General features: G+C 69.2%; 23 protein-coding genes, 3 pseudogenes and 2 CRISPR repeat arrays (1 of these 28 only partly in view). Of the genes and pseudogenes, 14 read left to right on the top strand and 12 right to left on the bottom strand.

The genetic code is table 11. The features are described from left to right. A CRISPR array of direct repeats spans positions 1-92; the repeat unit is 29 nt; it reaches 1,097 nt to the left of the window's first position. A gap of 1,128 nt (positions 93-1,220) precedes the next feature. From ACIGAN_RS25870 to cas2e, 9 genes and pseudogenes are all read left to right on the top strand, one after another. Further along, entirely contained in the window at positions 1,221-3,920 is a 2,700-nt protein-coding gene (locus tag ACIGAN_RS25870; protein ID WP_399860969.1) for a CRISPR-associated endonuclease Cas3'', read from the top strand. A 66-nt stretch (positions 3,921-3,986) separates the two neighbouring features. After that, positions 3,987-5,597, top strand: a complete 1,611-nt coding sequence (gene casA / locus ACIGAN_RS25865) for a type I-E CRISPR-associated protein Cse1/CasA (protein ID WP_399860966.1) — start codon at positions 3,987-3,989, stop codon at positions 5,595-5,597. Positions 5,598-5,625: 28 nt separating this feature from the next. Further along, entirely contained in the window at positions 5,626-6,300 is a 675-nt protein-coding gene (gene casB / locus ACIGAN_RS25860; RefSeq protein WP_399860963.1) for a type I-E CRISPR-associated protein Cse2/CasB, read from the top strand. 23 nt (positions 6,301-6,323) lie between these two features. Next, positions 6,324-7,499 carry a type I-E CRISPR-associated protein Cas7/Cse4/CasC gene (cas7e, locus tag ACIGAN_RS25855; RefSeq protein ID WP_399860961.1) on the top strand — a complete coding sequence of 392 codons (1,176 nt, stop codon included), beginning with the start codon at positions 6,324-6,326 and terminating at the stop codon, positions 7,497-7,499. Next, positions 7,496-8,320 carry a type I-E CRISPR-associated protein Cas5/CasD gene (gene cas5e, locus ACIGAN_RS25850; RefSeq protein ID WP_399860958.1) on the top strand — a complete coding sequence of 275 codons (825 nt, stop codon included), beginning with the start codon at positions 7,496-7,498 and terminating at the stop codon, positions 8,318-8,320. Before cas7e ends, cas5e begins: the two co-directional genes overlap by 4 nt. Before the next feature lie 209 nt (positions 8,321-8,529). Next, the gene (locus ACIGAN_RS25845) at positions 8,530-8,889 is read left to right on the top strand and encodes a type I-E CRISPR-associated protein Cas5/CasD (RefSeq protein ID WP_399860956.1); all 360 of its coding nucleotides are present in this window, start codon (positions 8,530-8,532) and stop codon (positions 8,887-8,889) included. Next, positions 8,886-9,533 carry a type I-E CRISPR-associated protein Cas6/Cse3/CasE gene (gene cas6e / locus ACIGAN_RS25840; protein ID WP_399860955.1) on the top strand — a complete coding sequence of 216 codons (648 nt, stop codon included), beginning with the start codon at positions 8,886-8,888 and terminating at the stop codon, positions 9,531-9,533. Before ACIGAN_RS25845 ends, cas6e begins: the two co-directional genes overlap by 4 nt. A 440-nt stretch (positions 9,534-9,973) precedes the next feature. Continuing rightward, positions 9,974-10,881: pseudogene (gene cas1e, locus ACIGAN_RS25835) on the top strand (type I-E CRISPR-associated endonuclease Cas1e). Next, a pseudogene (cas2e, locus tag ACIGAN_RS25830) lies at positions 10,881-11,087 on the top strand (type I-E CRISPR-associated endoribonuclease Cas2e); the annotation flags it as partial. The pseudogenes cas1e and cas2e, both read left to right, overlap by 1 nt. Before the next feature lie 129 nt (positions 11,088-11,216). Continuing rightward, positions 11,217-12,278: a CRISPR direct-repeat array (repeat unit 29 nt; unit sequence GTCCTCCCCGCTGACGCGGGGGTGCTCCG). A gap of 178 nt (positions 12,279-12,456) precedes the next feature. Here the strand turns inward: cas2e and ACIGAN_RS25825 are convergent. Then, positions 12,457-13,377, bottom strand: coding sequence for a LysR family transcriptional regulator (locus tag ACIGAN_RS25825; RefSeq protein ID WP_399860953.1), 921 nt, complete (start codon positions 13,375-13,377; stop codon positions 12,457-12,459). Between the two features lie 66 nt (positions 13,378-13,443). Between ACIGAN_RS25825 and ACIGAN_RS25820 the strand changes: the two genes are divergently transcribed. The 5 genes from ACIGAN_RS25820 to ACIGAN_RS25800 all read left to right on the top strand — a co-directional run bounded on the left by ACIGAN_RS25820 (position 13,444) and on the right by ACIGAN_RS25800 (position 16,619). Further along, entirely contained in the window at positions 13,444-14,238 is a 795-nt protein-coding gene (locus ACIGAN_RS25820; protein ID WP_399860951.1) for an inositol monophosphatase family protein, read from the top strand. 11 nt (positions 14,239-14,249) lie between these two features. Next, complete coding sequence (locus tag ACIGAN_RS25815; RefSeq protein WP_399860948.1) at positions 14,250-14,864, top strand: NAD(P)-dependent oxidoreductase; 615 nt, start codon at positions 14,250-14,252, stop codon at positions 14,862-14,864. 485 nt (positions 14,865-15,349) lie between these two features. Continuing rightward, positions 15,350-15,838 (top strand): DUF4265 domain-containing protein, encoded by a 489-nt coding sequence (locus tag ACIGAN_RS25810; protein ID WP_399860945.1) that lies wholly within the window; start codon positions 15,350-15,352, stop codon positions 15,836-15,838. A gap of 152 nt (positions 15,839-15,990) precedes the next feature. Continuing rightward, positions 15,991-16,239 (top strand): antitoxin MazE7, encoded by a 249-nt coding sequence (locus ACIGAN_RS25805; RefSeq protein WP_365744424.1) that lies wholly within the window; start codon positions 15,991-15,993, stop codon positions 16,237-16,239. A 2-nt stretch (positions 16,240-16,241) separates the two neighbouring features. Then, positions 16,242-16,619: a toxin Doc gene (locus tag ACIGAN_RS25800; protein WP_399860942.1), complete on the top strand. Its 378-nt coding sequence runs from the start codon at positions 16,242-16,244 to the stop codon at positions 16,617-16,619. Between the two features lie 127 nt (positions 16,620-16,746). Here ACIGAN_RS25800 and ACIGAN_RS25795 read toward each other — a convergent pair whose 3' ends face one another. The 11 genes and pseudogenes from ACIGAN_RS25795 to ACIGAN_RS25745 all read right to left on the bottom strand — a co-directional run bounded on the left by ACIGAN_RS25795 (position 16,747) and on the right by ACIGAN_RS25745 (position 26,537). Then, the gene (locus ACIGAN_RS25795) at positions 16,747-17,661 is read right to left on the bottom strand and encodes a replication-relaxation family protein (protein ID WP_399861351.1); all 915 of its coding nucleotides are present in this window, start codon (positions 17,659-17,661) and stop codon (positions 16,747-16,749) included. Between the two features lie 368 nt (positions 17,662-18,029). Continuing rightward, positions 18,030-18,728 carry a hypothetical protein gene (locus tag ACIGAN_RS25790; protein WP_365744414.1) on the bottom strand — a complete coding sequence of 233 codons (699 nt, stop codon included), beginning with the start codon at positions 18,726-18,728 and terminating at the stop codon, positions 18,030-18,032. 121 nt (positions 18,729-18,849) lie between these two features. Next, positions 18,850-19,191 (bottom strand): hypothetical protein, encoded by a 342-nt coding sequence (locus tag ACIGAN_RS25785; protein WP_365744412.1) that lies wholly within the window; start codon positions 19,189-19,191, stop codon positions 18,850-18,852. A 231-nt stretch (positions 19,192-19,422) separates the two neighbouring features. Further along, a complete protein-coding gene (locus ACIGAN_RS25780; RefSeq protein WP_399860940.1) occupies positions 19,423-19,797 on the bottom strand; it encodes a hypothetical protein in 375 nt (124 codons plus the stop codon). After that, positions 19,737-20,093, bottom strand: a complete 357-nt coding sequence (locus ACIGAN_RS25775; protein ID WP_399861349.1) for an NADPH-dependent FMN reductase — start codon at positions 20,091-20,093, stop codon at positions 19,737-19,739. Before ACIGAN_RS25775 ends, ACIGAN_RS25780 begins: the two co-directional genes overlap by 61 nt. A gap of 36 nt (positions 20,094-20,129) precedes the next feature. Further along, a pseudogene (locus tag ACIGAN_RS25770) lies at positions 20,130-20,645 on the bottom strand (alpha/beta fold hydrolase); the annotation flags it as partial. Between the two features lie 174 nt (positions 20,646-20,819). Then, positions 20,820-21,962 carry an FAD-dependent oxidoreductase gene (locus ACIGAN_RS25765; protein ID WP_399860937.1) on the bottom strand — a complete coding sequence of 381 codons (1,143 nt, stop codon included), beginning with the start codon at positions 21,960-21,962 and terminating at the stop codon, positions 20,820-20,822. 197 nt (positions 21,963-22,159) lie between these two features. Further along, positions 22,160-22,864 carry a TetR/AcrR family transcriptional regulator gene (locus tag ACIGAN_RS25760; protein ID WP_399861347.1) on the bottom strand — a complete coding sequence of 235 codons (705 nt, stop codon included), beginning with the start codon at positions 22,862-22,864 and terminating at the stop codon, positions 22,160-22,162. A 275-nt stretch (positions 22,865-23,139) separates the two neighbouring features. Beyond that, a complete protein-coding gene (locus ACIGAN_RS25755) occupies positions 23,140-24,036 on the bottom strand; it encodes a Mom family adenine methylcarbamoylation protein (protein ID WP_399860934.1) in 897 nt (298 codons plus the stop codon). A gap of 208 nt (positions 24,037-24,244) precedes the next feature. Next, positions 24,245-25,462 carry a hypothetical protein gene (locus ACIGAN_RS25750; protein WP_399860931.1) on the bottom strand — a complete coding sequence of 406 codons (1,218 nt, stop codon included), beginning with the start codon at positions 25,460-25,462 and terminating at the stop codon, positions 24,245-24,247. A 109-nt stretch (positions 25,463-25,571) separates the two neighbouring features. Then, positions 25,572-26,537 (bottom strand): DUF6884 domain-containing protein, encoded by a 966-nt coding sequence (locus ACIGAN_RS25745; protein WP_399860929.1) that lies wholly within the window; start codon positions 26,535-26,537, stop codon positions 25,572-25,574. Positions 26,538-26,549: the final 12 nt, after the last annotated feature.

The raw sequence follows: 26,549 nt of genomic DNA, 5'->3' as shown, positions 1-26,549 counted from the left end.
AACGGAGCACTCCCGCGTTGGCGGGGAGGACATCCGGACGCGCGGCGACTCCATGCCCTTGGCCGGAACACCCCCGCGTCGGCGGAAAGGATGTGGGCCGAGCCGATAATGACGTGCTCCATTACGGGGCACCTCTAAGTCGGTGGGGAGGGAAGCGGCGGCCTGATCGACGGTGGACTGCACCGTGTGTTGTGGAGTCAAGGTGCGTGCGATGCGGGGCTCGCTGGTTGTGACTCTATCGGTTGGCTGTCGGCCCGTGCTGTGGCAGGGGAGGGCCAGCCGCTGTCCGTACTTGCTGGTGGGGCCCGTTGCGGAACACCCTCGCGTCGGGGGGCATGGCTGGGGACTGGTGGCGTGGGCAGGCCGGAACGCCCTCCGTTGGCAGGGAGATGAGCGGGAGGAACTTGGGCCGTCGCCCGGACCGCGGATCACCTCCGCGGTGGCGGGAAGGACGCCTTCTATCCGGTGTCCACGTTCTGCATGCCACAGGGAACACCTTCGTCGGCGGGGAGGACAAGTGTTGCGGGGCGGGCCCTCTGGACAGCGTGTTGAAGTGGGGCACGAGCGTGTTGTTGGGGTCTTGCTGCACGCCTACGCCCTCATTCGTCGACACGGTCGGGGCGACGGGTGCCGTCCAGCGCAGCAGCGAGGGCCGGATCACTTCCGCTCGCGTGGAGTCGGCATCGTCCGCTTGTAACCGGGCGCCCCGTTTTAAGGCGTAACCCGGCTGCGCAGGATGTGGTCGGCTAGCGGGAGTGTTTGCACATAAGAAGGGGTGACGGACCCCTGGGGTCCGTCACCGTTGGCTCAGAAGAGCCAGCTGACGAGTTCGTTGATCAGAGCACGGATCACCGCGCTGACCACTACGCGTGACGTACCGAGAAGTACCTCACGGCGCAGGACGAACTTGTGCAGGAACCGGGACATTGCATCTCCAGAGCGCAGACTGAGCCGAGGTTGCGCCACATCCCTCGAGAGGGTCGTGCGTTCGTCTCGGCGTTGTCGTCGCCTGAAGAGTCAATGAGGTTCCGCGCACCTCCCAGGGAGGCGTGCAGCGGTATGTACTCTACGGCGGATACACGTTGGCGTGGCAGTGCTTGATGAATTTCCCCCCTCCGGTCTTCAAAGAGGTGCAGCAGGATGGGGGGAGTTGTGGTCAAGTCGTTTTTGCCGCGACCTTTTGAGGACGCCTGCACTGCATCCGCGACAAGGAGCACCCCATGTCCCTGGACCCCCGCCTGTGGGGCAAGGCTGCCGGGCTGGGCAAGAACGCCCGCGGGGCTCACCGCACGCACCCTTTGATCTGTCATCTGCTGGATACGGCAGCCGTCGCAGAGGTCGTCTGGGATGAACTGCTGACCTCGCACCAGCGGAGCATGGTGGTCGGGGCGCTGCAGGTTCCGGACGAGGAGGTGCGGGCGCTCGCGGCGTTCTGGGCGGGTCTGCACGACATCGGCAAGATCAGTGTGCCGTTCCAGCTCCACCGCGGCGGCCCGAAGAGCGCGGATGGAGTGCTGCTGGCGCAGGAGTTGGGTGGTGAGCAGGGGTACGGATTCGCGGCTGACGCCGCGCAGGACAGGCTGTCGCATGAGGCGGCGGCGCACTGGTGGCTGACGGGGATTTTCGAGGAGATCGGCTATCCGTCGTCGAAGCGGCGTCCGCAGTCCCAGCTCAGTCACGCGGTGGCCCAAATGCTCGGTGGGCACGGCGGTCGCTACCACCCGGCCGTCTACGGCAAGGATTACAGGTGCCCGGTCGCCCGTCACCCCGGTCTGGGCACGGGTAGTTGGGAGGAGCAGCGGCGCATCCACTTCGATGAGGTGCGCAGAGTGACAGGGGCGACCTCGGTTCCGCAAGGGCGGATGACGCCGGGAGCGGCTGTCGTTCTGACGGGGTTGGTGACCCTGTCGGACTGGCTGGCCAGCATCGAAGGGGAGATCCGGGCCAGGCTCAGGGAGGAGGGATGGGCTGGGGCTCCTGAAGACCTGGACGCTTACTGGCAGATCGCCCGCGAAGCGGCATTGCGTCTGGTGCACAAGACCGACCTGCTCGGGACGGGTTTCGCCCGGCCGAATCCGGTTCAGTGTGCGGGGGAGACCAGCCTTATGGCCAGCATCGAGGGCCAGTTGCCTGATGTGGTGACCGAACACGGTCCGGGCTTGGTGGTGGTGACGTCTTCGCCGTCGGAGGAGCGTACGGAAGCGGCTCTTCGCGCAGCGGCGGTCCTCGGGCATGCAGCGGGCGCGCGCGGTCTTTTCTATGCGCTGCCGACCGGTTCATCGGCCGACAGCCACATGGCGCAGGTGCGTGCTTTCGCTGAGCGGGCCCTGACGGGACCCTGGCGGTCGCTTCTGCTTCACAGCTCTTCGCGGTTGAAGCCGGCGGAAGCCGCGAAGCAGTGGGCGCAGGCCCATGCGGCCGGTGACGTCAGCGCGGAGCCTGGTGAGGAGTGGGTCCTGGCAGCGAACAGCTGGCTCAACTCCCATCACCGCGCACTGCTTGCTGCGCTGGGCACGGGGACGGTGGATGAACTTCTCCAGGCGGTCTTGCCGGTGAGGTTCAACGTGATGCGACTCTTTGCCTTCTCCGGCAAGGTCGTCGTGGTGGACGAGGCCCATGCCCGCGGTGCCTGGGGGCAGAAGCTGATGCTCCGGTTTCTGGAGTGGGCCGCTGCGCTGCGGATTCCAGTTGTCCTGGCTGCGATGTCGGCGGACAAGTCGGTTGATGCGATGTTGGCGGCCTATCGCCGTGGCGCTGGAGGGGGCAATGAGCCGATGGTGCAGCCTCGCCGGCTGCCGGCGTGGTCGTTCGTGGATGCCCACTCCGCAGGCGGGCATCTGCCTCGGCAGCCTGCGCAAGCCGTTCGCGCCGGCACGCTCGAAATCAAGGTCGTTGATGGTGCACCGTACGACGAGATCCAGGCGGCTCTTGGGCCCCTGGTCGAGGCCGGCAACGGCCGGGCCGTCGTCTACCGGACCACGCCCGCGGAAGCCATCCGTACGTTCCGTCAGCTCTCGCAGGACCTGCCCGGCCTCGATGTGACCCTGGTTCATGAACAGATGCGCAACAAGGACCGATGGCGGCGTCTCGCGGCCTGCCGGAAGACCTTCTCTCCCGACGGCGGCATCGGCGGCCCTTCCGCGCTGGTGACGACGCCGATGCTGCAGCACGTCAGAGGTCTGCGATTCGACCTCGTCGTATCGGGGCCGGCGCCGCTTGCGGACCTGCTGGCCCGTGCGGCACAGGGCGCGGGTGATCAGCCGCGGCTCGTGGTGCTCCGAGCGGACAACAAGTTCGAACTGGACGACGTCGCCCTGGTGCGGCGTACTGACACAGTTCTGGGGGCCGGCAGGACGATTTCGATGCCGGAGGAAGTGCCCCTGCTGTTGGATGAGGTCTACGCCGACGAACTCGTCGACAAGCTGGGGGAGGCTGCGGCGCGTGAGCTTCAGCAGCTGGACAACCGGCGGACGGTCCGAGAACGAAGGGCCACCGGTACTGCAGGTTGGCTGCAGGTGCCGGGGCCGCGGGAGCTTGATGGCGACCTCGGCTTGCTGAGCCGCGACCACCCCGGTATGGAGCCCGAACTGCTCGCCTCCGTGCTCGGCGAGGAGATGGTGCATGTGGTGTGCCTGTACCCGGGGTCTCTGCTGGAGGACGGGGCCCTCACGGAGAAGCTTGCACGCGATTCCAAGCGCAGACCGAAGCCGGGCCAGCTTGTCCCCTACCTGATCCCAGTACCGCAGCGACTCGTCGACGGCGTGGCGGGCGATGCAAACAGCGTCTGGCGCGACATGGCCGCCCTCAAGACTGTCCTCCGGCTGAACATGACCTGGGAAGACGGCACGTGGGTGCGAACCGGCGAGGGGCACCGGTTCCAATCAGACGAACTGGGCCTGATGGTCGACCGGTTGCCGTAACGGCCCACATCCTCCCCGGTTGTCCTTCTAGGATCTGGTGACGCGCAACGATGGGGGGGGAGGGGCGTGAACACGTCTGCGTCGAATCTGATCGACCAGCCATGGATTCCGATCGCATGGGTGAAGGGGCAGTCGGGCCCACCTGAAGTAGGGCTCAGGGATCTGTTTGTGCACGCCCGAGAGATCCGCACTCTGCTGATCCCGGAGGCTCCGGCTCACTCGGCGCTGCTGCGCGTGCTGTACGCGCTGACCGCCCGGATCACCGCTCTGGACGAGGCAGGTCCCGGAAGCTGGGGCGACCGGCGGGAACACGTCCTTGAACAAGGGTTTCCTGAGCAGAGCATCGACCTGGCTGACGGCCGCAAAGCCGGCATCGAAGGCTACTTCGGTCAGTGGAGCCACCGCTTCAACCTGTTCGACAGCGATCGTCCGTGGCTCCAGGACCCCCGCCTCCCTGACCAGTGCGACAGGAACAACACTGCTGGCGTCCACAAGCTGGTCATGAGCCGGGCAGCGGGCAACAACCACTCATGGTTCGAGCACTGGAGCCACGACACTCCCGTGCCCCTCGATCTTTCGCAGACGGCATTATCGCTGCTGACCTGGCATTACTGGGGAGACCCCGGCGCCCTTTCGAGACGTGCGGTCGGGCACGTGAGGAGCCACTATGCGAAAGCTTCACCACTGCGAGCCGCGCTGTCGTACCACCCGCAGTGCGACAACCTGCTCCTGACGCTGCTGGCCGGTCTCACACCGCCGGACGGCGACGTCAGCCGGCACACGGACCTGTGCCCATGGGAGCGCGAAGACCTCCCAGACCCGCTCAAGCCGATGCCCGAGCCGCAGGGCCCCTGCTCACGGCTCACCGCCTGTTCACAGCACGCACTCTGTCTCATCCCCGCCCCGGACGGCGAGCATACGGCCGACGCGTACATCACCTGGGCTTATGACGCCGAGCGGATCCGGCCGGAAGACGACTACCTGATCTGGGACATCGCCAAGGACGGGAAGACAGCCCCCCGGCTCGCATGCTCCTCCCGTTCTCTGTGGCGCGACATCGACGCCCTCCTGCTCAAGCAACTGGACGACGCAAACCCCATCCAGCCGAAGGTCATGGACCATGCCTTCGACGTCAGCGAGTACTTACGGGTACGCGCCCTCGGCTTCGAACAGGACGCCAGCCAGGCAGCCAACCACCAGTACGTCGACTCCGTGACCCCGGTGCTCCTCTCCCGAGTGGAAGAGGATGCGGCGAGCACCGAGCGGCCCGTACGCCAGCTCCGCGAACTCGGCGAGCTCTTCGGGCACCGGCTGGAGCAGGCCACCAAGGAAGCCTGGCTGAAGTACACGGACGACAAGAAGAACGATCCGGGGGCCTGGCTGGACGCGGTCGCGGCACGGTACTGGCCGTCGGCGGAGGACGAGTTCTGGTCGCGCTTCCGGCGGTTGACACGCTGCGGCGGCCCCATGGCCACCGGATTCGACTTCGAGGCCGCGTGCCGAGCCTTCGGACGGCACGCCCTCGACGCCTACGAGGCAGTGACCGACTCAGTGACGCGCACACCACGAGGCGCCAAGGCCGTCACCAAGGCGAAGGCCATCATTCTCGCCGCCCTGAAAGACCCGCACAAAGCGATGGAGCAACCGGCGACGAAAAGTGCGGCCAAGAAGTCGTGACCGTCGCCCGCCGACCCGAGGACAAGCTGTGACCTTCCAAGCTTCCGAAGCGAGCAAGCGGCAGAGGAATCGCGCCACGTACGCCGCATTCACCGCACACATTGAACATCTGTGCCGCACAGACCCCGGTGCCCGTGCGGCGCTGCGCGCGGGCCTGCGCCGCGACCTGGACCACCCGCGCACACGCCCCATGCACCGGCTACTGACGCCGCGACTGCCGGAAGGGTGCGACGACAAGACAGCGCAGGCTCACTACACAGTAGCCTCGCTGATCGCGGCTCAGCCCCGACACGCCTTCTCACCCGCCCCGGGAGACGACGAAGACACCGCAGACGAACACGAGGCGGCAAAGAAGCAGGCTCCACGGGAGGAGGGAAAACCGGACGAGAAGGGAACTCCGCCCGGGCCGACCCCGTATGGCTCCTCATTCGGTGCCACCCTGGGCAAAGCCGTCACCGCAAAGGGCACCTCGATGCGGATGAGCGCCGCAGAAAGCCGTATCAACCTCCTGACGCGGCAGAGCCTGCGCGGTATCCACCTGCACCTCCCTGCGGCGGTGAATCAGGTACGCACCACCGACGCCTCCATCGACTGGGAACAGTTGCTGGCAGACCTCGTCGACTGGCCGTACCAGTCGGGGCGTATCAGCCGCCGCTGGCTGCAGGACTTCTACCGGATCACGGCCGGCGCCGACCAGGACTGACCCTCACCCACAGGAGATCCCCGATGAACCTCAAGCCACGCTTCATCGACATCCACGTCGTCCAACCAGTCCCCTACGCGAACCTGAACCGGGACGACACCAATTCGGTGAAAAGCATGCTCTATGGCGACGCCCTGCGTACCCGCATCTCCAGCCAGTCCTGGAAGCGGGCCACCCGCAAGCACTTCCAGGACACGCTCGGCGAGAACGCGCTGCGCACCCGCCGTATCGGCGAGCGGGTCGCCGAGGTGCTTCGCGAGCGTGGGTGGGACAAGGCGCTGGCCGAACGCGCGGGCGCGCATGTTGCGGCGGGGAGCAGCATCAAGTGGGAGGTGGCCAAGGGGAAGGACAAACAACCCATCACGAACAAGGTCCTGACCAACGCGCTCGTCTATCTTCCCGAAGACGCTGTCGAGGACTTGGCCGACATCGCCGAAGCCAACAAGGACGCGCTCACGACCGACTTCACCGGCAAAGGGAAGAACAAGCCCGAAAGCGCCCTGAAAGGGAAGATCGACAAGATCCTTGTCAAAAGGAACGGGGTCATCAACCTCTTCGGCCGCATGCTCACCGAGGTCGACCAGGCCAATGTCGACGGTGCCGTCCAGGTCGCGCACGCCTTCACCACACACACCACTGAAGTCGAACTCGACTACTTCGCAGCTGTCGACGATGTCACCGAAGCCAACGATGATGAAACGGGCAGTGGCCACATGGGCACTGCCGAATTCAGCACCGGCACCTTCTACCGGTTCGCCACCGTCGATCTCAACGAACTCATCAAGAATCTGAGCGAGGACAGTGACATCGCACTCGATGCTGCCCGCGAGCTCGCCGGCCAGTTCCTGCTCTCCTTCATCGAGTCCCTGCCGCAAGCGAAAAAGAACTCCACCGCCCCGCACACCATCCCGCATCTGGTCCACGTGGCGGTCCGCTCCGACCGGCCGCTGTCGTTCGCCGCAGCCTTCGAAGAACCCGTACGATCAGCCGGACACGGCGGCTTCGTCGCGCGCTCCGTGGAAAGCATCGATGCGTACGCCAAGGCCGCGAACACTCTCCTCGGCCCCGACCGAGTTCTGCACGCGGCACATGCTTCCCTCCAGTTCGACAAGCTCGAGCACCTCGGCGAGCGCCACTCGTCCTTCAAGGCTCTCGTCACCGCAACCGTCGACTACGCTCTCGCCGAGGCCCCGCAGTGACCGACCGCCCCTCCCGAGGTCTGCTGTTGCGTCTTGCAGGCCCACTCCAGTCCTGGGGCACGCACAGCAAGTACGCGCGACGTGACACAGCCCGATTCCCCACCCGGTCGGGCATCGTGGGCATGCTAGCCGCAGCTCTCGGACGAGGGCGCCAGGCGCCCTTGGACGACCTTACGAAGCTGTCGATGACCGTACGTGTCGACCGACCCGGTGTCGTGCTGTCCGACTTCCACACCGTCGGCGGTGGACTGCCCGCCGATGAGACAGTGATCACCGTCGACGGAAAACACCGCCCCGAGGGTAAGGGCACTCTGGTATCCAGACGCCAGTACCTAGCCGACGCTGCTTTCACCCTCGCGCTGACGTCCGATGATGAAGCGCTGCTACATGCCTGCGCCGCCGCCCTGCGTGACCCGTACTGGCCGCTCTTCCTCGGCCGCCGGTCATGCCCGCCGGAAGGCCCGATCCTGCTGGGCTACGGGGAAGATCCGCTGCGCCACCTGGTACAGCTGCCTTTAGCTGCCAAGAGGCCGCGCACCGGCCGACAGCCGGTTGAGTTCTACGGCGACAGACCGCTCGGTGCGCTCCCCGTGAACTCCGACGCCCCCGACAAGGGCGACGGGGATCACCACAGCGGCGAGGTCACCGACGAGCCCATGTCATTCGCACCACTGGCACGCCAGTACCGGCCTCGGCCGCTGTACCGGCGTGCCGTGCACCTACCGGACGCCGCCTACAAAGGCTTCGGCACCGGCTACCTGGAGACGCTCCAGAGCTACATCGACACCCACTTCGCGACGGCGGAAAGGAGCACCCGGTGACTGCATGGCCGGACCCCATCGTGCCCTGCTCTCGCGAAACCCGCCGAACTGAGCGGCAATGTGCAAGGCATCCGACTGCGCCAGCGCATGGTGCAGATGTTCCCCAGCACGCTCCAAGCGGCGTACGACTCCGGCTACACCCCCATCGACGCTGCCTGCTCCGCCACAGCGCGGGCGCGAACAGGCCCGTACTCCGGCTGGCCGGCCCGATGCAGTCCCGAGGCGAACGCAAGGCGTTCACCCCCGACGGAGACACCGCCCCGCTCCCCAGACGCTCCGCGCTACTCGGCACGCTTGCCGCGGCGCAGGGCATCACCCACCAGCACACAGGCGCACTCGACCGGCACGAGGCTCTGGAGTTCACCGTCCGGGTGGACCGGCCAGGCGGCCGGCGAAGCAGACGTGCACACCGCGTACGCCATTCCCCTCTGCCTCGCCCTGCACGGCTGCAATTACGCCTGACGCCAGCTCCACCGCATCAGGGAATGCTACTCACGGCACCTGGCTACCGGCCTCACACCTTGCCAACGAAGCTGGTCCACTACGCCATGAAGGAGGCCGCCGCATGAGCCCCCGCGCGGCTCTCGCCCGCATCCGCCTCAATCCCCACAGCCGCGCCGTCCAGCGCGACCTGCGCAACGCTACCGACATGCACCGCACCCTTATGCGTCTGGTCCCCGACGGCCTGGGCGGCAGTCCCCGGCAGGCGGCCGGGCTCCTGTACCGCCTCGACGTAACCGACACCTTCAGCACCCTCCTGGTCCAGGCCGCCACCCTCGACCCGACACGCCTGCCCGACGATTACGGCCGCGCCGACGTCAAAGACCTCACCCCCGTGTTCAACGCCCTTCAGAAGGGCCTCGCCGTCCGCTACCGCATCGTCGTCAACCCGGTAAAAACCGAACGCCTGCCACTGGAGAACAAGGGCCGACGTGGCAAACGCATCGCGCTCACCGGACCGGACGCCGACCAGTGGTGGACACGCCGCGCCCACGAGGCCGGATTGCACCTGACGACAGCGCTTCCCACCCTGGTTGCTGCGGTGCACGGCAGCCGCGACGGCGCCGCCGCCGTGCGGCACCACCTGGTGCGCTACGACGGCACCGCCACCGTCACCGACCCCGACGCCCTGGCCGAGGCCGTGCTGGTCGGCATCGGGCGGGCCAAGTCTTACGGCGCTGGACTGCTTAGCCTTGCCCGCGCGACCGTATGAGCCCACCCTCGGACGGCGGCCAGACGCGTAAGCGCCTGGCCGCGACGGCCCTGGCCTTGCTCTCTCCGGCGTCGCAGACTTCCTGTACTTCGTTTGCTTCGGCGTCCTTCTCGCCGAAGGAAGGATGTCCGGACCCCGCATGTGGATCGCTCAGCCGGTCCGCCGTCCTCCCCGCCGGTGCCGAGGGCGACCCGTGGGAAAGAGGATCCCCCCACGTGGGTAAGGAGGACCCCTACGGCGCGAACTCGTACGAGTGGACGACGGCACACCCCCGCATCGGCGGGGAGGACCGCAGTGCCAAGGGGACGGCGTCGCTGGTCGGCAGAGCACCCCAGTGGTGGGGGAGGACTCGGCCCTCCAGCTCACGGACGAGCAGGACGACGGCACACCCCCGCGTCGGCGGGGAGGACTCTGACTCGCTGTCCTTTTTGTACCTGGACATGGTCCGTGTGGTGCAGGACGACACCGGAGTGTGCGCGCAGATCCAGATCGACGAGCACCGCACCGACCTCGTCTACATCCCCACCGCAGCCCTGTCCTGCCTGCTCCTGGGCCCCGGCGTCTCCATCACCACCCCAGCGTTGACCACCCTCGCCCGCCACGGCACCAGCGTCGTCTGCGTCGGAGCGGGCGGCGTCCGCGCCTACGCGGGCATTCTCCCCGACTCCCTCACCACCCACTGGCTCGAACAACAGGTCGCAACATGGGCTGACCCCACGCGGCGCCTCGAGATCGCCGTCCGCATGTACCGGATGCGCTTCAAGGACGCCGAGGTGCCCCAATCGTCACCCTGGAACAACTCCGCGGGTTGGAAGGCCAGCGCATGAAAGCCTTCTACAAGATCCTCGCGCAACAGCACGGCATCGGACGCTTCCGCCGCAACTACCGGCCCGACCAATGGGACAGCCAAGACCCCGTCAACCTCGCCCTGTCCGCCGCCAACACCTGCCTGTACGGCGTGGTCCACGCCGCCCTGCTTGCCCTCGGCCTCTCCCCAGCCCTCGGCTACGTCCACACCGGCACCCAGCACGCCTTCGTCTACGACGTCGCCGATCTTTACAAAGCCGACGTCACCCTGCCCCTTGCCTTCGCCCTCCACAACTCCGACAACCCCGAACAACAAGCCCGCCGCCGCTTCCGCGAAGACCTCCGACTCCTGCGCCTCCTGCCCCGTATCGTCCAGGACGTCCAGGCCCTACTGACCTCGTCCCACCCCCAGGCGACCACAGCCGACATCGACGCCGACGAGGAACGCTCCGAACGACGTGACGTCCAGATGGTCCACCTCTGGGACCCCAAGAGCGGAATCCTCCCAGCAGGCGTCAACTACGCCAACGGAGACACCTGATGCCCTCCATGGTCGTCATCGCCACCACCGCCGTCCCCGACCACCTGCGTGGCGCCCTGAGCCGATGGACCAGCGAAGTAGTACCCGGCATCTTCATCGGCAGCGTCTCAGCCCGCGTCCGCGATCAACTCTGGCGCGCCGTCACCGAAGTCGTAGGCAACGGTGCCGCCGTCCTTGTCCACCCCGCCCCTACGGAACAGGGCTATGCCATCCGCACTGCAGGAACCCGACGCCGGATCCCCGACGACTTCGACGGCCTTACCTTGATCCGCATGACTGCTGCACCGATAGTAAAAAGAAAGGCAAAGTCCCTCTTAGGGTCCAGGTCAGGAAGTGTCCTCCCCGCTGACGCGGGGGTGCTCCGAACGACGTCGTCCGCATGCCCGACCCCGAGCGGTCCTCCCCGCTGACGCGGGGGTGCTCCGTCCAAGCAGGCCTACGCCGACGACCTCCGCCTGTCCTCCCCGCTGACGCGGGGGTGCTCCGGTGTACCGGACGTGGTACGTGTGCGGCTCCACGTCCTCCCCGCTGACGCGGGGGTGCTCCGCACATCAAAAAGCTGCTGGCGCCCGGCAAGACGTCCTCCCCGCTGACGCGGGGGTGCTCCGGGCTGGGTGATGCCGTCGGGGTGGAGGAGGATGTCCTCCCCGCTGACGCGGGGGTGCTCCGCCCGCGGCATGAGCGTCTCGTGGTCGTTCAGCGTCCTCCCCGCTGACGCGGGGGTGCTCCGCCCGCGGCATGAGCGTCTCGTGGTCGTTCAGCGTCCTCCCCGCTGACGCGGGGGTGCTCCGAAGGAGACGATGGACTGCTGGACCTGGTCCAGGTCCTCCCCGCTGACGCGGGGGTGCTCCGTCCCTCGACCAGCCCGACGGGCCGCATGTGGTCCTCCCCGCTGACGCGGGGGTGCTCCGGCGTCGGAGCAGATGCGGCTCGTCGAGCGCACGTCCTCCCCGCTGACGCGGGGGTGCTCCGACCTGCGCGTCGAGCCCGCTGCCACCCCTGCCGTCCTCCCCGCTGACGCGGGGGTGCTCCGTGCGCCGAGGCCCTCGCGCTGCGGATGGCGTTGTCCTCCCCGCTGACGCGGGGGTGCTCCGCGCACCGTGTAGGTCTGGGTCATGCTGCGTTCGTCCTCCCCGCTGACGCGGGGGTGCTCCGGCTGCGATGTCGCGCACCGAGTAGGCGCGGCCGTCCTCCCCGCCGACGCGGGGGTGCTCCGCGGCCTGGACGAGCCGGTCACGCCACGATTCGCTCCTCCCCGCCGACGCGGGGGTGCTCCGACAAGGGCATCAGGATCTGGGTCACAACGCGCGTCCTCCCGCCGACGCGGGGGTGCTCCGACCGGCGTCGTCGACTCTGTCAATCTGGTCGCGTCCTCCCGCCGACGCGGGGGTGTTCCCTCGTGCCGCAGACGTAAGGGACGTACTGATCCGGTGTTCGGTTGCGGCCTGTGTGTGGCTGCCAGAGTCCACGTATCGGTAGGGAAGACAAGCCGTGCCGGATCAGTCGACACTGACCCGCCCGACCCGTATGGCCTGACACAACGACGTGGCGAGGCCAGAACACGGCGTCGGCCTCTCACGGGGCGCTGGGCCCTGCAGGGTTGGTGAGGACCGTGTCGAAGGCGCTGCGGACCTGCGAGCGAAGCCAGGCGTGGGCCGGGTCGGTGTCGTAGCGCTGATGCCAGCCGCAGATGATCGGCGTGGGGGGTGAGGGGATCGGCAGAGGGACGGCGACCAGTGCGAACGCCTGGAGCAGCGGGCGCCAGGTCAGTTGCGGCACGGTCAGGACGAGGTCACTGCCGGCGATGAGGTGTGCAGCGGTCGCGGAGGTGGCGACAGCGGCGAGGACACGGCGGCTCAGGCCGTGCGTTGCGAGGACGGCGTCGACCGGGTCGGTAAGGCGGCCCCGGCGTGAGACCAACACGTGCGCCTGTGCGGCGTACGCGGCAAGGTCCAACCCGCGCGCGCACGGGTGTTCGCGGCGCATGACCACAACGAGGCGGTCGGCCCCGACGCTTTCCCGCCGGATCTCGGGCAGGGCCGGTACGGCGGCGCCGATCTCCAGGTCGACACGGCCGTGCCGCAGGTCGTCGGTGTCAAGCGCCGGTTCGGCCAGGAAACGCAGGCGCGCTCTGGGTGCCTGCGCGGCCATTGCGGCCAGCAGGGGCGGCGCCAGCGCGGTGGCCAGCGCGTCATGACACTGCAAGCTGAAGACCCGGTCGAGGCCGGCCAGGTCGAGGTCACGGCGCGGTGTGAGGACCTCCCGGGTCTGGCGCAGCAGTATGCCGACCTGTTCGCGGACGGCGAGCGCGTAAGGCGTCGGCGTCATCGTGCGGCCGGTACGCACCAGGATGTCGTCGCCGGTCAGCTTCCGCAGCCGGCCCAGGCTGCGGCTAACCGCCGGTGAGGACAGCCGCAGCCGCCGTGCGGCACCGCTCACGCTCCCCTCCTCCAGCAAGGCGTCCAGCACAGTCAGCAGGTTCAGATCCAGTTGCACGACAGTAAACTCTAGCCTTACAAAGTTGCACTGGACTTCATTATGGGCAGAGCTGATGGTTGCTCCATGACCCCACAGCAGCACCAGCACCAGCAGCTCCTGGCCACCGCGACGACAGCCGTCCACACGGCGGCGGCACGCGTCACCCGCGCGGCGCAGACACCCACGACATCTGCGGAACTGTTCGCGGCGCTCGGCGCCAACGACAAGGCCGTCAGCGACATCCTCCAGCCGGCGCTGACCGGTGCGCTGCCCGGCTCGCGATGGACGCAGGACGAACACGCTTCGGGCCCGATGCCCGACGGCGACTGGTGGGTCGTCGATCCCGTCGGCGGCAATATGAACGCGGTGCAGGGCATGTCCGACTGGAACATCGGCGTCAGCCTCGTCCGCGACAACCGCCCGGTGCTGGCCGTCCTGTACGCCGGCGCGGCCGATGAGACGTTCACCGCGATCGCCGGCGGCGGTGCGTTCCTCAACGGCGTGCCCCTACGAGCCTCGGCCAAGACCGACCTGGCGCTGGCGCTCACCGGCACCGGCCAGGCCAAACTCAACCGTGACGCCGCCAACGCCGAGCGCGTCGGCGCCGCCGTCGCCGCGATGATGCAGCACGCCCTGTACGTCCGTGCCTCCGTGCCAGTCGGCCACCAGCTCTCCCAGGTGGCCGCCGGCCGCATGGACGCGCACTGGCAGTTCGAAAACCTGCGCTCACACATCGCGCCGGTACTGCTCACCCAGGAAGCCGGGGCCACCGTCACCGACCTCGAAGGCGAACCCTGGCAGATCACCAGCGACGCCTACCTGGCGGCTGCTCCCGGAGTACACGCCGCCGCTCTCAACGTCCTCCGCCCGCTCAAATGACCGGAAACCTCATGGAACTCACCATTCTCGCCGCCTCCGGCGCCACTGGACTCGAACTGACCCGACAGGCCCTGGGCCGCGGGCACACAGTCGTCGCGATCGCGCGGAACACGGACCGCATCACCGTCCCCAACTCCCCGCGCCTCACCCGCGTCGCCGCCGACGTGCTGGTTCCGGACACGATCGCCGGCGCCCTCGAAGGACGCGGGACCGTGCTCTCCGGCCTCGGCGTCGCCGGCCGCGACAATCCTGGCGCGCTCACCGCCGGCGCCCAGGCCGTGGCCGCCGCCCGCCCGCAGCACGTCGTCTGGCTCGGCGCGTACGGCACCGGCCCGTCCGCTCAAGCGGCCGGACCGCTCACCCGCACCCTGCTGAGGCTGCTCGGCGACCTGAACGACAAAGTCACCGCGGAAGGCATCATCCTCGACGCGGGCGGCACCGTCTTCCACGCGGGCCCGCTGACCAACGGCCCCCTCAGCCCAACCCGCCGCACCATCGGCCTGCGCGACTCCTCCAGCCGTCTCTTCCCCGCTCGCGTCAGCCGTGCCACCGTAGCCGCAGCCATGCTCGACGAGGCCGAGAATCCTACGCACACCGGCGGGGTCGCCCTCCCATTGGAACGGTGAGAGCGCCCGGGCCCGAAGGTCTACTCAGGTCACCAGCACGGTGAAAGTGAGAGGACTCGGGTCGCCACTGACTGTCGTACGTTGTGCACTGATGGCACGAAGGCTTGCCGCCCCGCTGCCGCAGGCGCTCGTGGAGTGCGCTGGCTGCGGGGTGCCCGTGACGGCGCCCGGCGAGGACCTCTGCCTGGCCTGCCTGGGCTGGCCGCGCTGCCGCGCCTGCCCTGGCCCCGCGCCCCGGTGCGCCCGCCTCGGCGACGACGGCTGCTGCACCTCCCCCCGGCCCCATGTCCCGGCGTGCCACCCCGGTGGCCACGGCTGCTGTACCACCTGCGCCTCGGCATCGGCCGGCAGCGCGGTTTTGATGCGCGCGAGCGCTGCAGGACGGGGCTGAGCTTGCCTGTTGTCCTCTGGCGTCGGCGTGACAGCTACGGCTGATGGACCGGGCCGGGCCCGGCCCGGTGGGGGGGGGGGTTGCCGGTCGGCGCATGATGGCCGTCATGGAGAGCACGGTCGAGAAGATCAAGGTCTGGTTGCGGTTCGTCCCTCGTGAGGGGTGGTTCCCGCAGGACACCGAGGGGCTGTGGGCGACGAGGCTCGGCGATGACACGGCCCGTGTGCACAACGCGCCTTTCCTACAGGACGGGGTGGCCGAGGGTGATGTGGTGCGGTTCCGGACCGACTCCGACGGGCTGCACTGGGCTGTCGGGCGGGTCCGTTCTTTTGGCAACTGCACGATCCGTGTGGTGCCCGTGCCCACCGGCCCTCTGGGGCGCAGTCCGCATGCGGTGTATCAGCGTCTGTCGGCGTTCAACCTCGCAGGCGAGGTCTTCAGTGAGGACTTCCCCATGGTGGCCTTCACCGCCCCGGCCGGCGCGGATTTCGTCGGGATCAAGGCCCTTCTACAGCAAGGCCAGGAAGAAGGCTGGTGGCACTACGAGGTCGGCTGCGGCACCGACGAGTGGTGGAACGCCTGAGATCGTCTCTCGACCTCCGATCTCGAGCATCCAGCCGCACAAATCCACTCCCCCGGGCATTCGCCGGCCAGAAGGACGGCCCCCGGCATGAGCACGCGTCCCGCGCCGCGAAAGGTATTCATAAAGGTAGTCCCGGGTGCATACTCAGGGATATGGCAGACACGACGGTGAAGATCGACACGGAGACCAGGGACCGGCTGGCCAACATTGCGGCCGCCCGGGGCACGAGTGTGAGGGCGCTCCTGGCGGACCTCGCGGTCCAGGAGGAGAACCAGCTGCGTCTGGCCGATGCCACCGCGGCGTTCCGTGAGGTGGTCGCCCGGCCCGGCATCGCCGAGGCCTTCGACCGTGACTTCGGAGGGCTGCCCGAGGGCGTCGACAGCGCACACCGGGCGGCCTGATCTTGGACCTGCACATCGACATCCGCTGGCTCCTTAACCGGCAGGAGGACCTGCTCGGCAAACAGCTCACCGTGCGCGACTACTCAGGCCTCGTCGCCGCCGTCGCCCGCCACCGCGTCAACACCCCGAGCATCGAGGTCGGCGCGCCGGACGCCTTCTGGCGCGCGGCCGCTCTCCTGGAGCAGATCGTGCTCCTGCGGCCGCTGCCGGCACGCAACGAGTACTTCGCCTACGGCGTCGCCATCGCCTACATCCGGGCCTCCGGCGAAACCGTCGACGACTCCTACAGCCCGTGGCGCGACCTGATCACCGACATCCGCGCCCTGCGCCTGACCGTCTACGACATCGCCGACCGGCTGCGCTCACTGACCACGCCGTGACACCGCTTCCCCGGAGCACCCGCAGTCGCGACCAACGGCTGACGCGGCGAACACCTCGGCGCCCCGGGCCCTGCCCGGGGCGCCGGGGTGGTCCTGCCGCACTGGCTGTGCCAGCGCAGCGAGATCGTCACAGGTCGGTCCAGGGGCGGGGTTCGCCGCCGGCCAGAGGCGTCCACACCTCCGCGGCGGGGCCTTGCTGTTCGAGGTCCTCGAGCACGGCCGCCCCGAGTGGCACCTCCCGGGCGAGGGCGGCGACCAGGGGATGCTGGGCGGCCATCGCCTGCAGGTCGCTGATCCTGCCCTCCAGCCTGGTACGCGGGGCGCCGGTCAGAACGAACAATAGGCGAGGGAAGACCGGGTACCAGCGCATCCAGCCGGGCTCCGCGGCGGCGTACCTACGCCGGCCGACCGGCTGGGCCTCGTACTGATGCAGCCGCGCGTACTCGATGAGCTTCACTGCCAGGCGTTCACCGCTCATGGTGGCGCGGTCGACCTCCACGAAGGCGCGCAGCTTTCGCCGTTGGTCGCCCTCGACGGCCGTGTAGTACAGGACGGCGTCGGCCACCACCCGCTCGCCTTCACCGATGGCGTGTGACACCTCCGGTGTCCAGTCCCAGGGGCCGTGCTCGTGCCCGAGCCGGCGGGCATCAGCCGCGAACGCCAGATGGGTACGCACCACGGTCAGGGTGTGCGCCGTCTTCAGCGAAGCCGCGGTCGTCGAGGTGATCGGATAGGGCGGCCGCCCTCGCAGAGCAGGCAGGTCCCGGGTCAGCCTCGCGCCATCAGGGGTGAGGTACCAGGCTCGGGTACGGGAGCGGTCGGAGCCCGGTAGCACCCTGTGGTCGACGAGGCCGTCGGCGCGCAGCTTGTTCAGAGCGCGGGAGATCAGTTGTCGTGTGCCGTCTGGGCGCAGCATCTGGCGCAGTTGGGCGGTGGTGGCGATGCGGTGCTGGGCGAGCGCGGCTAGAACCTGGTGACGCAGCGGCTCAACCCGGCTTCGGGGCGGGCTGGTCACGTCAGCGCTTGGGGCAGGCATGGTCATGGTCATCCTCATCACAACCTCGGTGGGGGACAAGGAGACCGACTGCCCTCGACCAAGTTCCCAACCATGAGGCCCCGACCACGGTCACGAACTCAGAACATCCCCGCGGCCCAGGCCGAGGTCAGCGTCTATGGGGCGACCACAGGTCTCATGCGGCGTGTGACCGCCGTGCAGGATGCAACGGGAGGGGCATGGGGCCCTGAGGAGATGGCGATGGTCGGTCCGCAGCAGCGTCAGCTGCTGCGGGACGTGGTGGCGAGCCACGTCATGCCGACCATCGTTGCGGCGCCCGGCCCGCAAGGGACCAACAACCGTAACCGGACGCCGCGTATAGGGGGCGGTGAGCGGAAATGAGCTCGCCGCCGGGGTTACTTCCTGATGTTTCGCTGGGCGGCCTGCTCGAGGATTCGCTGGCGTGTCCAGCGTCGGCGGCCGCCTTTCTCCGTGAGTGCGTCGGGGGTCGCCAGCAGGGGCAGGTTGCCCTGGGCCAGGCTGCTGGAGAAGGAGTTCAGGCTCTTGAACCCCAGCAGAGCGGCGGCCTGGGTGGCGCCCAGCAACTCGTTGGGGTCGCCGTCGACGGGGACGTCCGGCAGCGCAGGCGCTGCCCGCTTGGCGCCGGCGCGCTTGCCGCGGCCGGGCCGCGTGGCCATCCAGTCCAGCAAGGTCTGCACTTTCCACAGCTGCCGCCGGTAGGGGCTTTCGGCGGTGCCCAGTTCCTCGATGACGTCCGGCTCGGGGAAGTAGCCGGGGTGGTCGCGGACGTACGTGGTGACCTGGTTGGGGTTCTTGTAACCCAGGAACCGTGAGGCCTGCGCCGCATTGAGCAGTTCCTCCGGGTCGAGCTTCGGCGGCTTGTGCTGCTGCAGCCGCGCCCCCTGGCGACGGGCGAACCACTCAGTCACCTGGGCGCGGTCCCACAGTCGGGCACGGCCCCGCATGTCGGCGATCTCGGGGAATCCGTTTTTGGCGCGCTCGTTGTAGAGCATGCTGATGCGCGCGGGTGACAGGCCCTGCTCAGCCGCGATCTCGGCAGCGTCGGCCAGGCGGGACTCGCGGCCCGAGGTCATGACAAAGGCGTCCGTCCTGTCGGAAGACGGGCCGGCCCGCCCGGCCCGCAATCCACATAATGGCAGGAGGCTGAGGTGGGGTCCAGCTCGTGGCCCTGATTGCTTCTCTGGAAGGTCTCTTTCAGGCCTCGGGGATCAGGCACACGCCGCGGCGCGCGGCGTCCTCGGCGATCTGCGAGTAGGCCATGGCCGCCGGCGTCAGTTCCCACTCGGCCAGCGTCAGCAGCAACAGCAGTTCCTTGCGCTCGGAGCACTCATCACCCGGCATGCCGGCCGCGGCCGCAGCGGCCACGAGGTCCGCAGTGGGCAGGACACCGAAGCGAGCCTCGATGCTCTGCCGCACCTCGTGAAAGCCCGCCTGATACAGCTCGTTGGCCTCGCGCAGAAGCAGCAGCAGATCGGCGTCATGGCTGTCCCGAGCGGCTGCTGCCAGGTCGAGGAGGCGCTGGGTGGTAGTCGTCATCACGAGCAGTATCTCTCCTTGAGGGCGGTGGGGAAGGGCACCGTTCAGGTGCAGCCATCGCATGCCGATCGGTGTCGGGCCGCCAGGTGGACGGCCTTGCGGGGCGGCTTCTGCAGGGCACGGCGCACTTGCTGCTCCAGCAGGTCCATGTCGGGGCCGTCGTCGGGCAGGACGATGCCGGGGTTGGGGGCGGTGGGGTTGGCGGCTGGCTTCGATCAGGTCGGTGATGCACTAGTCGGGGCGGAAGCTGTCGCCGTGGGTGGATTCGACCTCGGCATACAGTGCGGCGAGCCGGGGCCGGCGGGCGTTGGCCAGCAGTAGGTCCCGCTTGGAGGCGAACACGCGCAGCGAGCACGAACACCGGCTGGTCTTCCGCCAGTCGTCCGCGCCCGGGTGGGAGTCGTAGGTCCAGTGGTAGGGCGGGGAGGCGTCCTGGTGCCATTCGAGGACGGCGGCGGTGGGCCAGTCCTTGACGATGCGGGCGCTGTTGGTGAAGACGTTGCGGTAGGCGGGATGGTGGGTCCGGTTGCGGCTTTCGTCGGCGCTCAGGCCCAGGACCTTGAGGGTGCGTACGGGCCGGCCGAGCTCGCGGCGCAGGCTCTGCACCAGGGGTGTCCAGGCGCTGGAGATGATCGGCATGCGGCGAAGTCGGTGCGCGGGTTCAGCGTGACTGCCGCGGAGACGTCGGCGAGTTGCAGCGCGCCGGCGACGGGGCGCAGTGCCTCGGCGGCGTGCACGCCGCCGTTGACACCGTAGGAGACGAAGGCGACGGCCGTGTTGTTCCACTTGGCGTAGACGCGGTTGAGGGCGTTCTTGAGGGCGGGGGGGGCAGTGAGGTGCGGTGGTGTTCCCGGGGAGGAAGGAGTCGACGAGGGCGAGACCGTCTCGGGTTCCTCGCGCAGGGGCAGGTGGCCGGCGCCGGGGACGAGTTCGAACCGCAGGTGGGGGAAGGGGGCGGCGTAGGCGCGGCCGAAGTCGGGTGTGACGACCGTGTTGTCGCCCCAGATCATCAGCACCGGGAGGGTGGCGGCGGAGAGGCGGGGCGGCAGGTTGGCGGCGGCCATGGCCGGTCCGCGTAGGACCGTCGGGCGGCCATCGACTGCGCGGTCGGTCCCGCCCTGGGGGGCGGAGCCGCCGCCGTCGGCGTGCCCTGAGGGCGGCGGCCCGGTGGGCACGGTGACCTGCTGACCGGGCACGACCGGGCCGATGGCGTTCATGAGGACGAGGCGGGAGATCCGGCCTTCGTGGTCGTCCAGGACCGTCTGCGCGGCGACCCAGCCGCCGAAGGACGTGGCGAGCACCGTGACGTCGTGCAGGCTGAGGTGGGCGAGCGGGTTCAGGCAGAGGGCGGCGAGTGTCGGGATGCTGTCCAGTTCGTCGGGCCGTGCGGTGCCGTCCCGGCCCGGGTGAGTGGGCGCTACCACTCGGTGGTGGGTTGCGAGGTGGCCGACCAGGGGTGTGCGACTGCCGGGGCCGGGGCCGCCGTGCAGGACGAGGACCGGGCTGCCCTGGCCTGCCTCGTGCAGGCGCAGGTCGAGACCGGGCCTGGCCTGGACGGTGCGCCGGAGGGGGAGAGTCGGTGAGGTCGCAGGGTTCTTCCTGGCCGGGCGTCGGTGGGCGCCGTGGTCCTACTGGACGGCCGGGGTGGTGGTGAAGAACTCGACCATCCGCTCCAGGCCGTCCGTGCTGAACATGGTGTCCAGGCTGGTGGCGGACTCGTTGGCGGAGGCTTCGCTGCGGGGGAAGAGGGCTTCCTCGTAGGCGGTCAGGGCGGCCTCGGTGTCGCCTGGGTGGGTGGCGAGGGCGAGGGCGAGTTCGGCTCCGTCGTACATGGCGAGGTTGGCGCCCTCGCCCGCGAACGGGGACATGACGTGGGCGGCGTCGCCGAGCAGGGTGACGCCGGGGACGTGGTCCCAGCGGTGGCCGACGGGCAGGGCGTGGATGCGGCGCGGGGTGATGGTCTCCGCATCGGCGACCAGACCGCGCAGCCCTTCGTCCCAGCCGTCGAAATGGGCGAGGACTGCGGCCTTGGCAGTGGCATGGTCACTGAAGTCGATGGTGTCGATCCACCCCTCGTGGGTCTTCAGAGCGCAATACACGTGAAGGCTGCCGTCGGGTTCCCGGTGGGCGAGGAAGCCGCGCTCGTTCCCCAGGGCGATGAAGAATCCGCCGCCGATGATCGCGGCGCTGCGAGGGTGACGGGTGTCGGCCTCGTACAGGTCGGTCTCGACGAAGGAGATGCCGGTGTAGGCGGGCCTGGCGTCGGAGAGCAGCGGCCGCACGCGGGACCAGGCGCCGTCGGCGCCGATGAGGACCTCGGTGGTGATGACCGAGCCGTCGGCGAAGGCGACCTCGTGGCGGCCGTCGCCCAGGGGCCGGGCGCCGGTGACCTTGCGGCCCCAGCGGACGGTGCGGTCGGGCAGGGAGTTCAGCAGCAGGTCGCGCAGCTCGCCGCGGTCGATCTCGGGGCGGTTGCCGGTGCCGTCGTCCTCCTCGGCGACGTGCACCGTGCCGTCGGGGCCCAGCAGGCGCATGGCCTGCCCGCCCTCATGGACGAGCTTGAGGAAGTCGTCGTGGAGGCCGGCGGCCTGCAGGGCCTTCTGCCCGTTCTCCTCGTGGATGTCGAGCATGCCGCCCTGCGTGCGGGTCTCCGGCCCCGCCTCCAGGTCGAAGACCGCGGACTCGATGCCGTGGACGTGCAGGACGCGGGCAGCGGTCAGACCGCCCAGACCGCCACCGATGATCGCGTAGGGATGGTGGGTGTTGCTCATCATTTACCTCTTTGCGGAAGTGGGGGCGTGTGTACGGCCGGGAGGCGTGCTGCTGTGCAGTCCTGGCGCAGCGGTCTCTCCAGCCGCTCCCACCGTAACGAACATGTTCGCTACGAACAAATTCGTCAACGGGTATACGTCGCCGCGGTCGGGTTTCCGGTCCGGCGCGCGCCGTCCCCAGGGACCGGGCAGAGGGCTCAGTCAGCCCGGTCGGGTACCGGAGTCTGGGTAATGCCGTTGACAAGGACGTCGAAACTCCAGCGCATCCGGTCCCGGACCGTGCCGCCAATCAGGTCCGGCATGTGCGCGGTGATCGCCGGATGCGTGGCCTCGTCGACGGCGTGCAGGGCGTGCACGGTGGCGTTCCAGTCGTCCTGGGAGGTGGGGTCGTGCTCGTGCGTCGCATGCTCAGCGGCGGTGGCCGTGGCGTCCTGAAGCAGCTTGTCCACCCCCCAGGCGACCTGGGCGCGAGGGGCGCCGCTGCGCGCGAGCAGGTCGAGGATTCGTTCCACCAGCCGCAGGTAGTTCTCACCGCTCGGCCTGGCCACGAGCGCGGACCGGGCGAGTTGCGGGTGCTCGAACAGCACCAGCGTGTACGACGTCACGACGGCACGGAGCTGGTCCCGCCAGTCACCGTTGGTGTCACCGGCGCCCCGGCCGCTCAGGTCCACCTCGCCCAGCAGCGCGTCCAGGACGGCCGCGTGCAGTTCGGCGGTGTTGGCGACGTAGACGTACAGGGAGGCGGGGCCGGTGTCCAGTTCCTGCGCCAGGCGGCGCATCGTGACCTTTTCCAGCCCTTCGGTCCGCATGATCCGCACGGCCGTGTCCACGATCCAGCGCCGGGACAGGGCGGGCTTCGCTGGACGCTCCCGCCGGCTGACCGGCTCTCTTCTCGCACTCATGACATGGATCGTAACGAACACGTTCGCCACGCGGTGCGGGGCCGCTGCGCGGCAGAGTTGGGAAGCCCGGTGGGTGTGGACCCCCCGGTCGGTGACCCCGGCCGCCGCGGCGTCCTGCATGAAGGACCACAGCATGACGCTGCTGTCCTTGCCGCCGGACAGCTGCGGTGCGAGCAGGTCGTAGGCGGCCAGGTCGGGGGTGGGGGAGGGGCAGACGGTGGGCAAAGCGGGCATGACTGCTCCAGGGAAGGTCCGGGGGAGGGAGTGGGTGGCTGTCACCGGGCGGCTGGTTCGGGGTCGGGACGGCGCGGGTAGGCCGGTCGCGCATCGAAGCCGATCTTGATGCGGGCGCGTTGTCGCCGGTTGCGGCCGAGCGGGAAGACGTACCTGTGACAGCCGCGGTGGCGAACGGCACGGGCGCCGACCGCCTCCAGGGCCTCTCGCAGCCACACCGCCGGATCGCACCCGGCCCGCGGCACGGCAGCGCCCAACGCGATCAGCCGGGACTCGACGTACTGGTGACCTTGCTCCTGGCGGCGGACCTTCTGCGCTGCCCGGTCGTTGAGCACCGTGCCGTCGCGCAGGACCTTCAGGGTCCGCGCGGTCGCCCTGCCGGCGTAGATCCCGTTCGTGGCCTGGTAGATCCGGCCGCAATGTCCCGGCATGATCAAATTGCCGGCGGCGGTGCGCCGGGGGACGGGGTCGGCGAAGGACACCACTCCGCGCACACCCGCGGCGAGCAGCTCGGTGTGGCAGCGGGCCAGGAACCAGCTCTCGGAGTTGCCCGGGCACTCGTCCAGGAGTACGAACCGCGAGCATTCGAGCGCTTCCGTGACGGGGGCCAGGTCCGGCAGTGCCTTGGTGAGCACGGCTTGGTTCACCGGTACGCCGAACACCGCCACGCCGCTCAGCCGTCGCTCACCGGCCGAGACGTCGTACAGGCCGAACCTGCGCACGGCTGCCGGGTAGGAGGCGGAGTAGTGATGCGTGCGGACGAACGCTTCGGCGTCCTTCTCGCTGATTGGCTCCACCTCGTAGTGGCGAGCGTCGAAGCCTCCTTCGCTGACGTGCCGCCAGGAGTGCGCGCGCTCACGCCATCGCTGGCACCAGGGTGCCGAGGTCGGCACCTCCGGGAGGTCGTCGAACGGCAACTCCTGCTGAATCGCGGGCATCACCGCTCCCTCCACCCTGCGGTTGCTTGCGGCCGCGCGCAGGATGCGCGCAGGCGGAGCTGAACGGTGGTTGCGGACGTGGTCGTCGTTGCGCCTGCAAGGCGCGGGAGGGTCGTCATGCGTCATCTCCAGACAGAGGGGCAGGGGCGCGGCCAAGAACAGCGCGGTCCTTGTCGGGCCGGCCCGGCCGGGCGGGCGGCCGGGAAGCTCAGGTGAGGGGGAGCCGGGTGGCGGTGCCGGAGAGCAGGGCGTGCCATTCGCGTTCGAAGGCGGCGTCCTGCTTGTCGATCACCCGGGCGGGGGCGGTGACGAACAGTTCCTCCGCCATGGGCCAGTTCTCGCGGCGGGGGCGGAGCCAGGCGCGGGCGCGTTCGTAGAGCGGGTCGTGCTCGACGTCGATGCCGTGCCGCTCGGAGACGGTGATCAGCCGCTGGGCCAGCTGGTGCGGGCGGCCGAGGTCGACGCGTTCGGTGGAGCGCATGACGGGGCGGCGCTTGCCGGTCTCGGACAGCAGGAACAGGCGGCGCACGTGGTACAGCGCCCAGGGCATATCGAGCTCGCGCTGGAAGGCCTCCAGGCAGGCACGGTCCTCGGGCCGGTCGGCATCGAGGAGTTCGAGCAGGCTGCGCTTGCCGTACAGCTTGGCGTTGGGATTCAGGCTCATCGCGGTGTACTCCAGGCGCAGGACCTCACCGGCGATGTCGGGGTGAGCGCGCATGCGCTCGAGGTGGGCGGGCAGCGAGCCCATGGAGATGGGGAAGCAGCAGAAGGTGCAGTACGACTTCGGCCAGTGCACGCCGAACCGCTGCAGCAGGTAGTCCTCGCACTGCCAGCGGTGCCAGCCCCAGTCGAGGAGCGGGTAGACCCCGGTGCGCCCGGGGATCTTCGAGGCGGCCGCGTCACCGAAGCAGCGCCCGGGCTCGTCGGCGTTGAAGCCCATGATCTGCCGGAACGGGCGCCCGCCCATCACCGGAATGAGCCAGCGGTCACCGACTTCGCCCTTGGCGCGCAGGCTGCATTTGCGGGTGCCGGCCTGCTGGGGGACGGTGCCGACGGACTCCAGTTCGTCCCACAGCGTCCAGGGCCCGCGGGTGAAGAGCCGCTGAGGATGTCGGGAGTCGTCCAGGACCGTGATGCCGGCCGCTTTCAGCTGCCCGGAGCGGGACAGCTGCACGAGGCGCACCCCGTGCTCGCGCAGCAACGGCAGCATGAACTCCTCGACCAGCATCCGGGTCTCGGGCCACTCGCTGCCGGTGGCCATGTACAGCACCACGGTGCGCTCCAGGTCGATGCCGTGCGCGGCGGGGTCGGTGAGCATGCGGGCGAGGTAGGCGGTGGAGTCTACGCCGAGGCCCCAGTTGATGACGGTGTCCACCTCCTCGTCCTGGCTCAGGCCGGGCAGCGGCGGCGTGTGGGCGGCGGGCATGGCGGTTGTTCCCTCCTTCGCGGTGTGCTCGGGCAGGCGGTGGGCGGGGATGACGAGGACCTGGTCGTCGGCGGGCCACGGCGGATGACCGGGCGGGGACGGGCGGCGGTCACCTTGCGGCGTGCCTCTCGTGCAGTTCGGCGGCCGCCGCCCACCACGCCTCGCGCAGCGCAGGATCTTCGCGGGCCTGTTTGCACAGGCCGCGGTGCTCGCCCATGCCGCCCGACAGGGGTGTGTGCAGGTGGGGGATGGCGGGGAGCAGCAGTTCGGCGTAGTCCTGACCGCCGAGGAAGATCACGTCGGCGTCGTGGGTGCCGAGTCCCGCGGCGTGGTCGGCGATCCGCTCTGGGGTGACGGCCCGCTTGTCGCCGATCCTCACGTCGTATGGCAGCAGCGGACGCTTGAGGTCCACCAGGCCGTGCAGTGCGGACATGATCCGGATCAGCGAGGGGTCGGTGAGGGCGTCGGCCGCCAGGCGCAGCGACCGGTGGTACAGGCCGGTGTACAGCTCCCCAGCGGGGTAGCCGGCGTTGACGTTGCCGTAGTCGTTGAAGCCCGGGTGCGGCTTCTTCTCATTCCCGCACGCGATGATGACGAGCCGTCGCCGCTGCACGTCGATGCCGCCGTGCTGGCGGGCATACATCCGGCCGGCCGGGGTGAGGTGCAGCGAGATGGATCGGCCGTAGGTGGTGGCGTACCCGGCGGCCCGGACCGCGCGCAGCGTGGGTGCGCGGAACCACTTCTCCCCAGCCCAGTACACGTCGTGGTCGTCGCGGCCGGGCACGCGCTGGTCGGGCCGTCCGGCAGCCGTCACGACGGCTTCGTGCTGCACCCGGGGGAGCGTCGGCAGGATCGGCTCGGCGGATGGGGTGTCCGGCGTGCGGTCGTGCTGCTGCCGCCACTCCTCCAGCGCGGACCAACCCTGCTCGGTCATCCGGTGGGTGCCGCTGTCGCCCGTGTGGGGGACGACCATGCCGTCAGCCACCAGCTTGGCCATCGTGGCGGGGTGGCCGGAGATGACGCCGTTGTCGTTCTGGTTCAGGGCGCGTGCGCCCTGCGGGGTGAGCTGGGACATGGGTGAGTTCCT

Origin of the sequence: Streptomyces sp. NPDC085931, assembly GCF_044540565.1 — a bacterium.
GTDB lineage: Bacteria > Actinomycetota > Actinomycetes > Streptomycetales > Streptomycetaceae > Streptomyces.
This window is presented reverse-complemented; position numbering and strand designations above follow the sequence as displayed.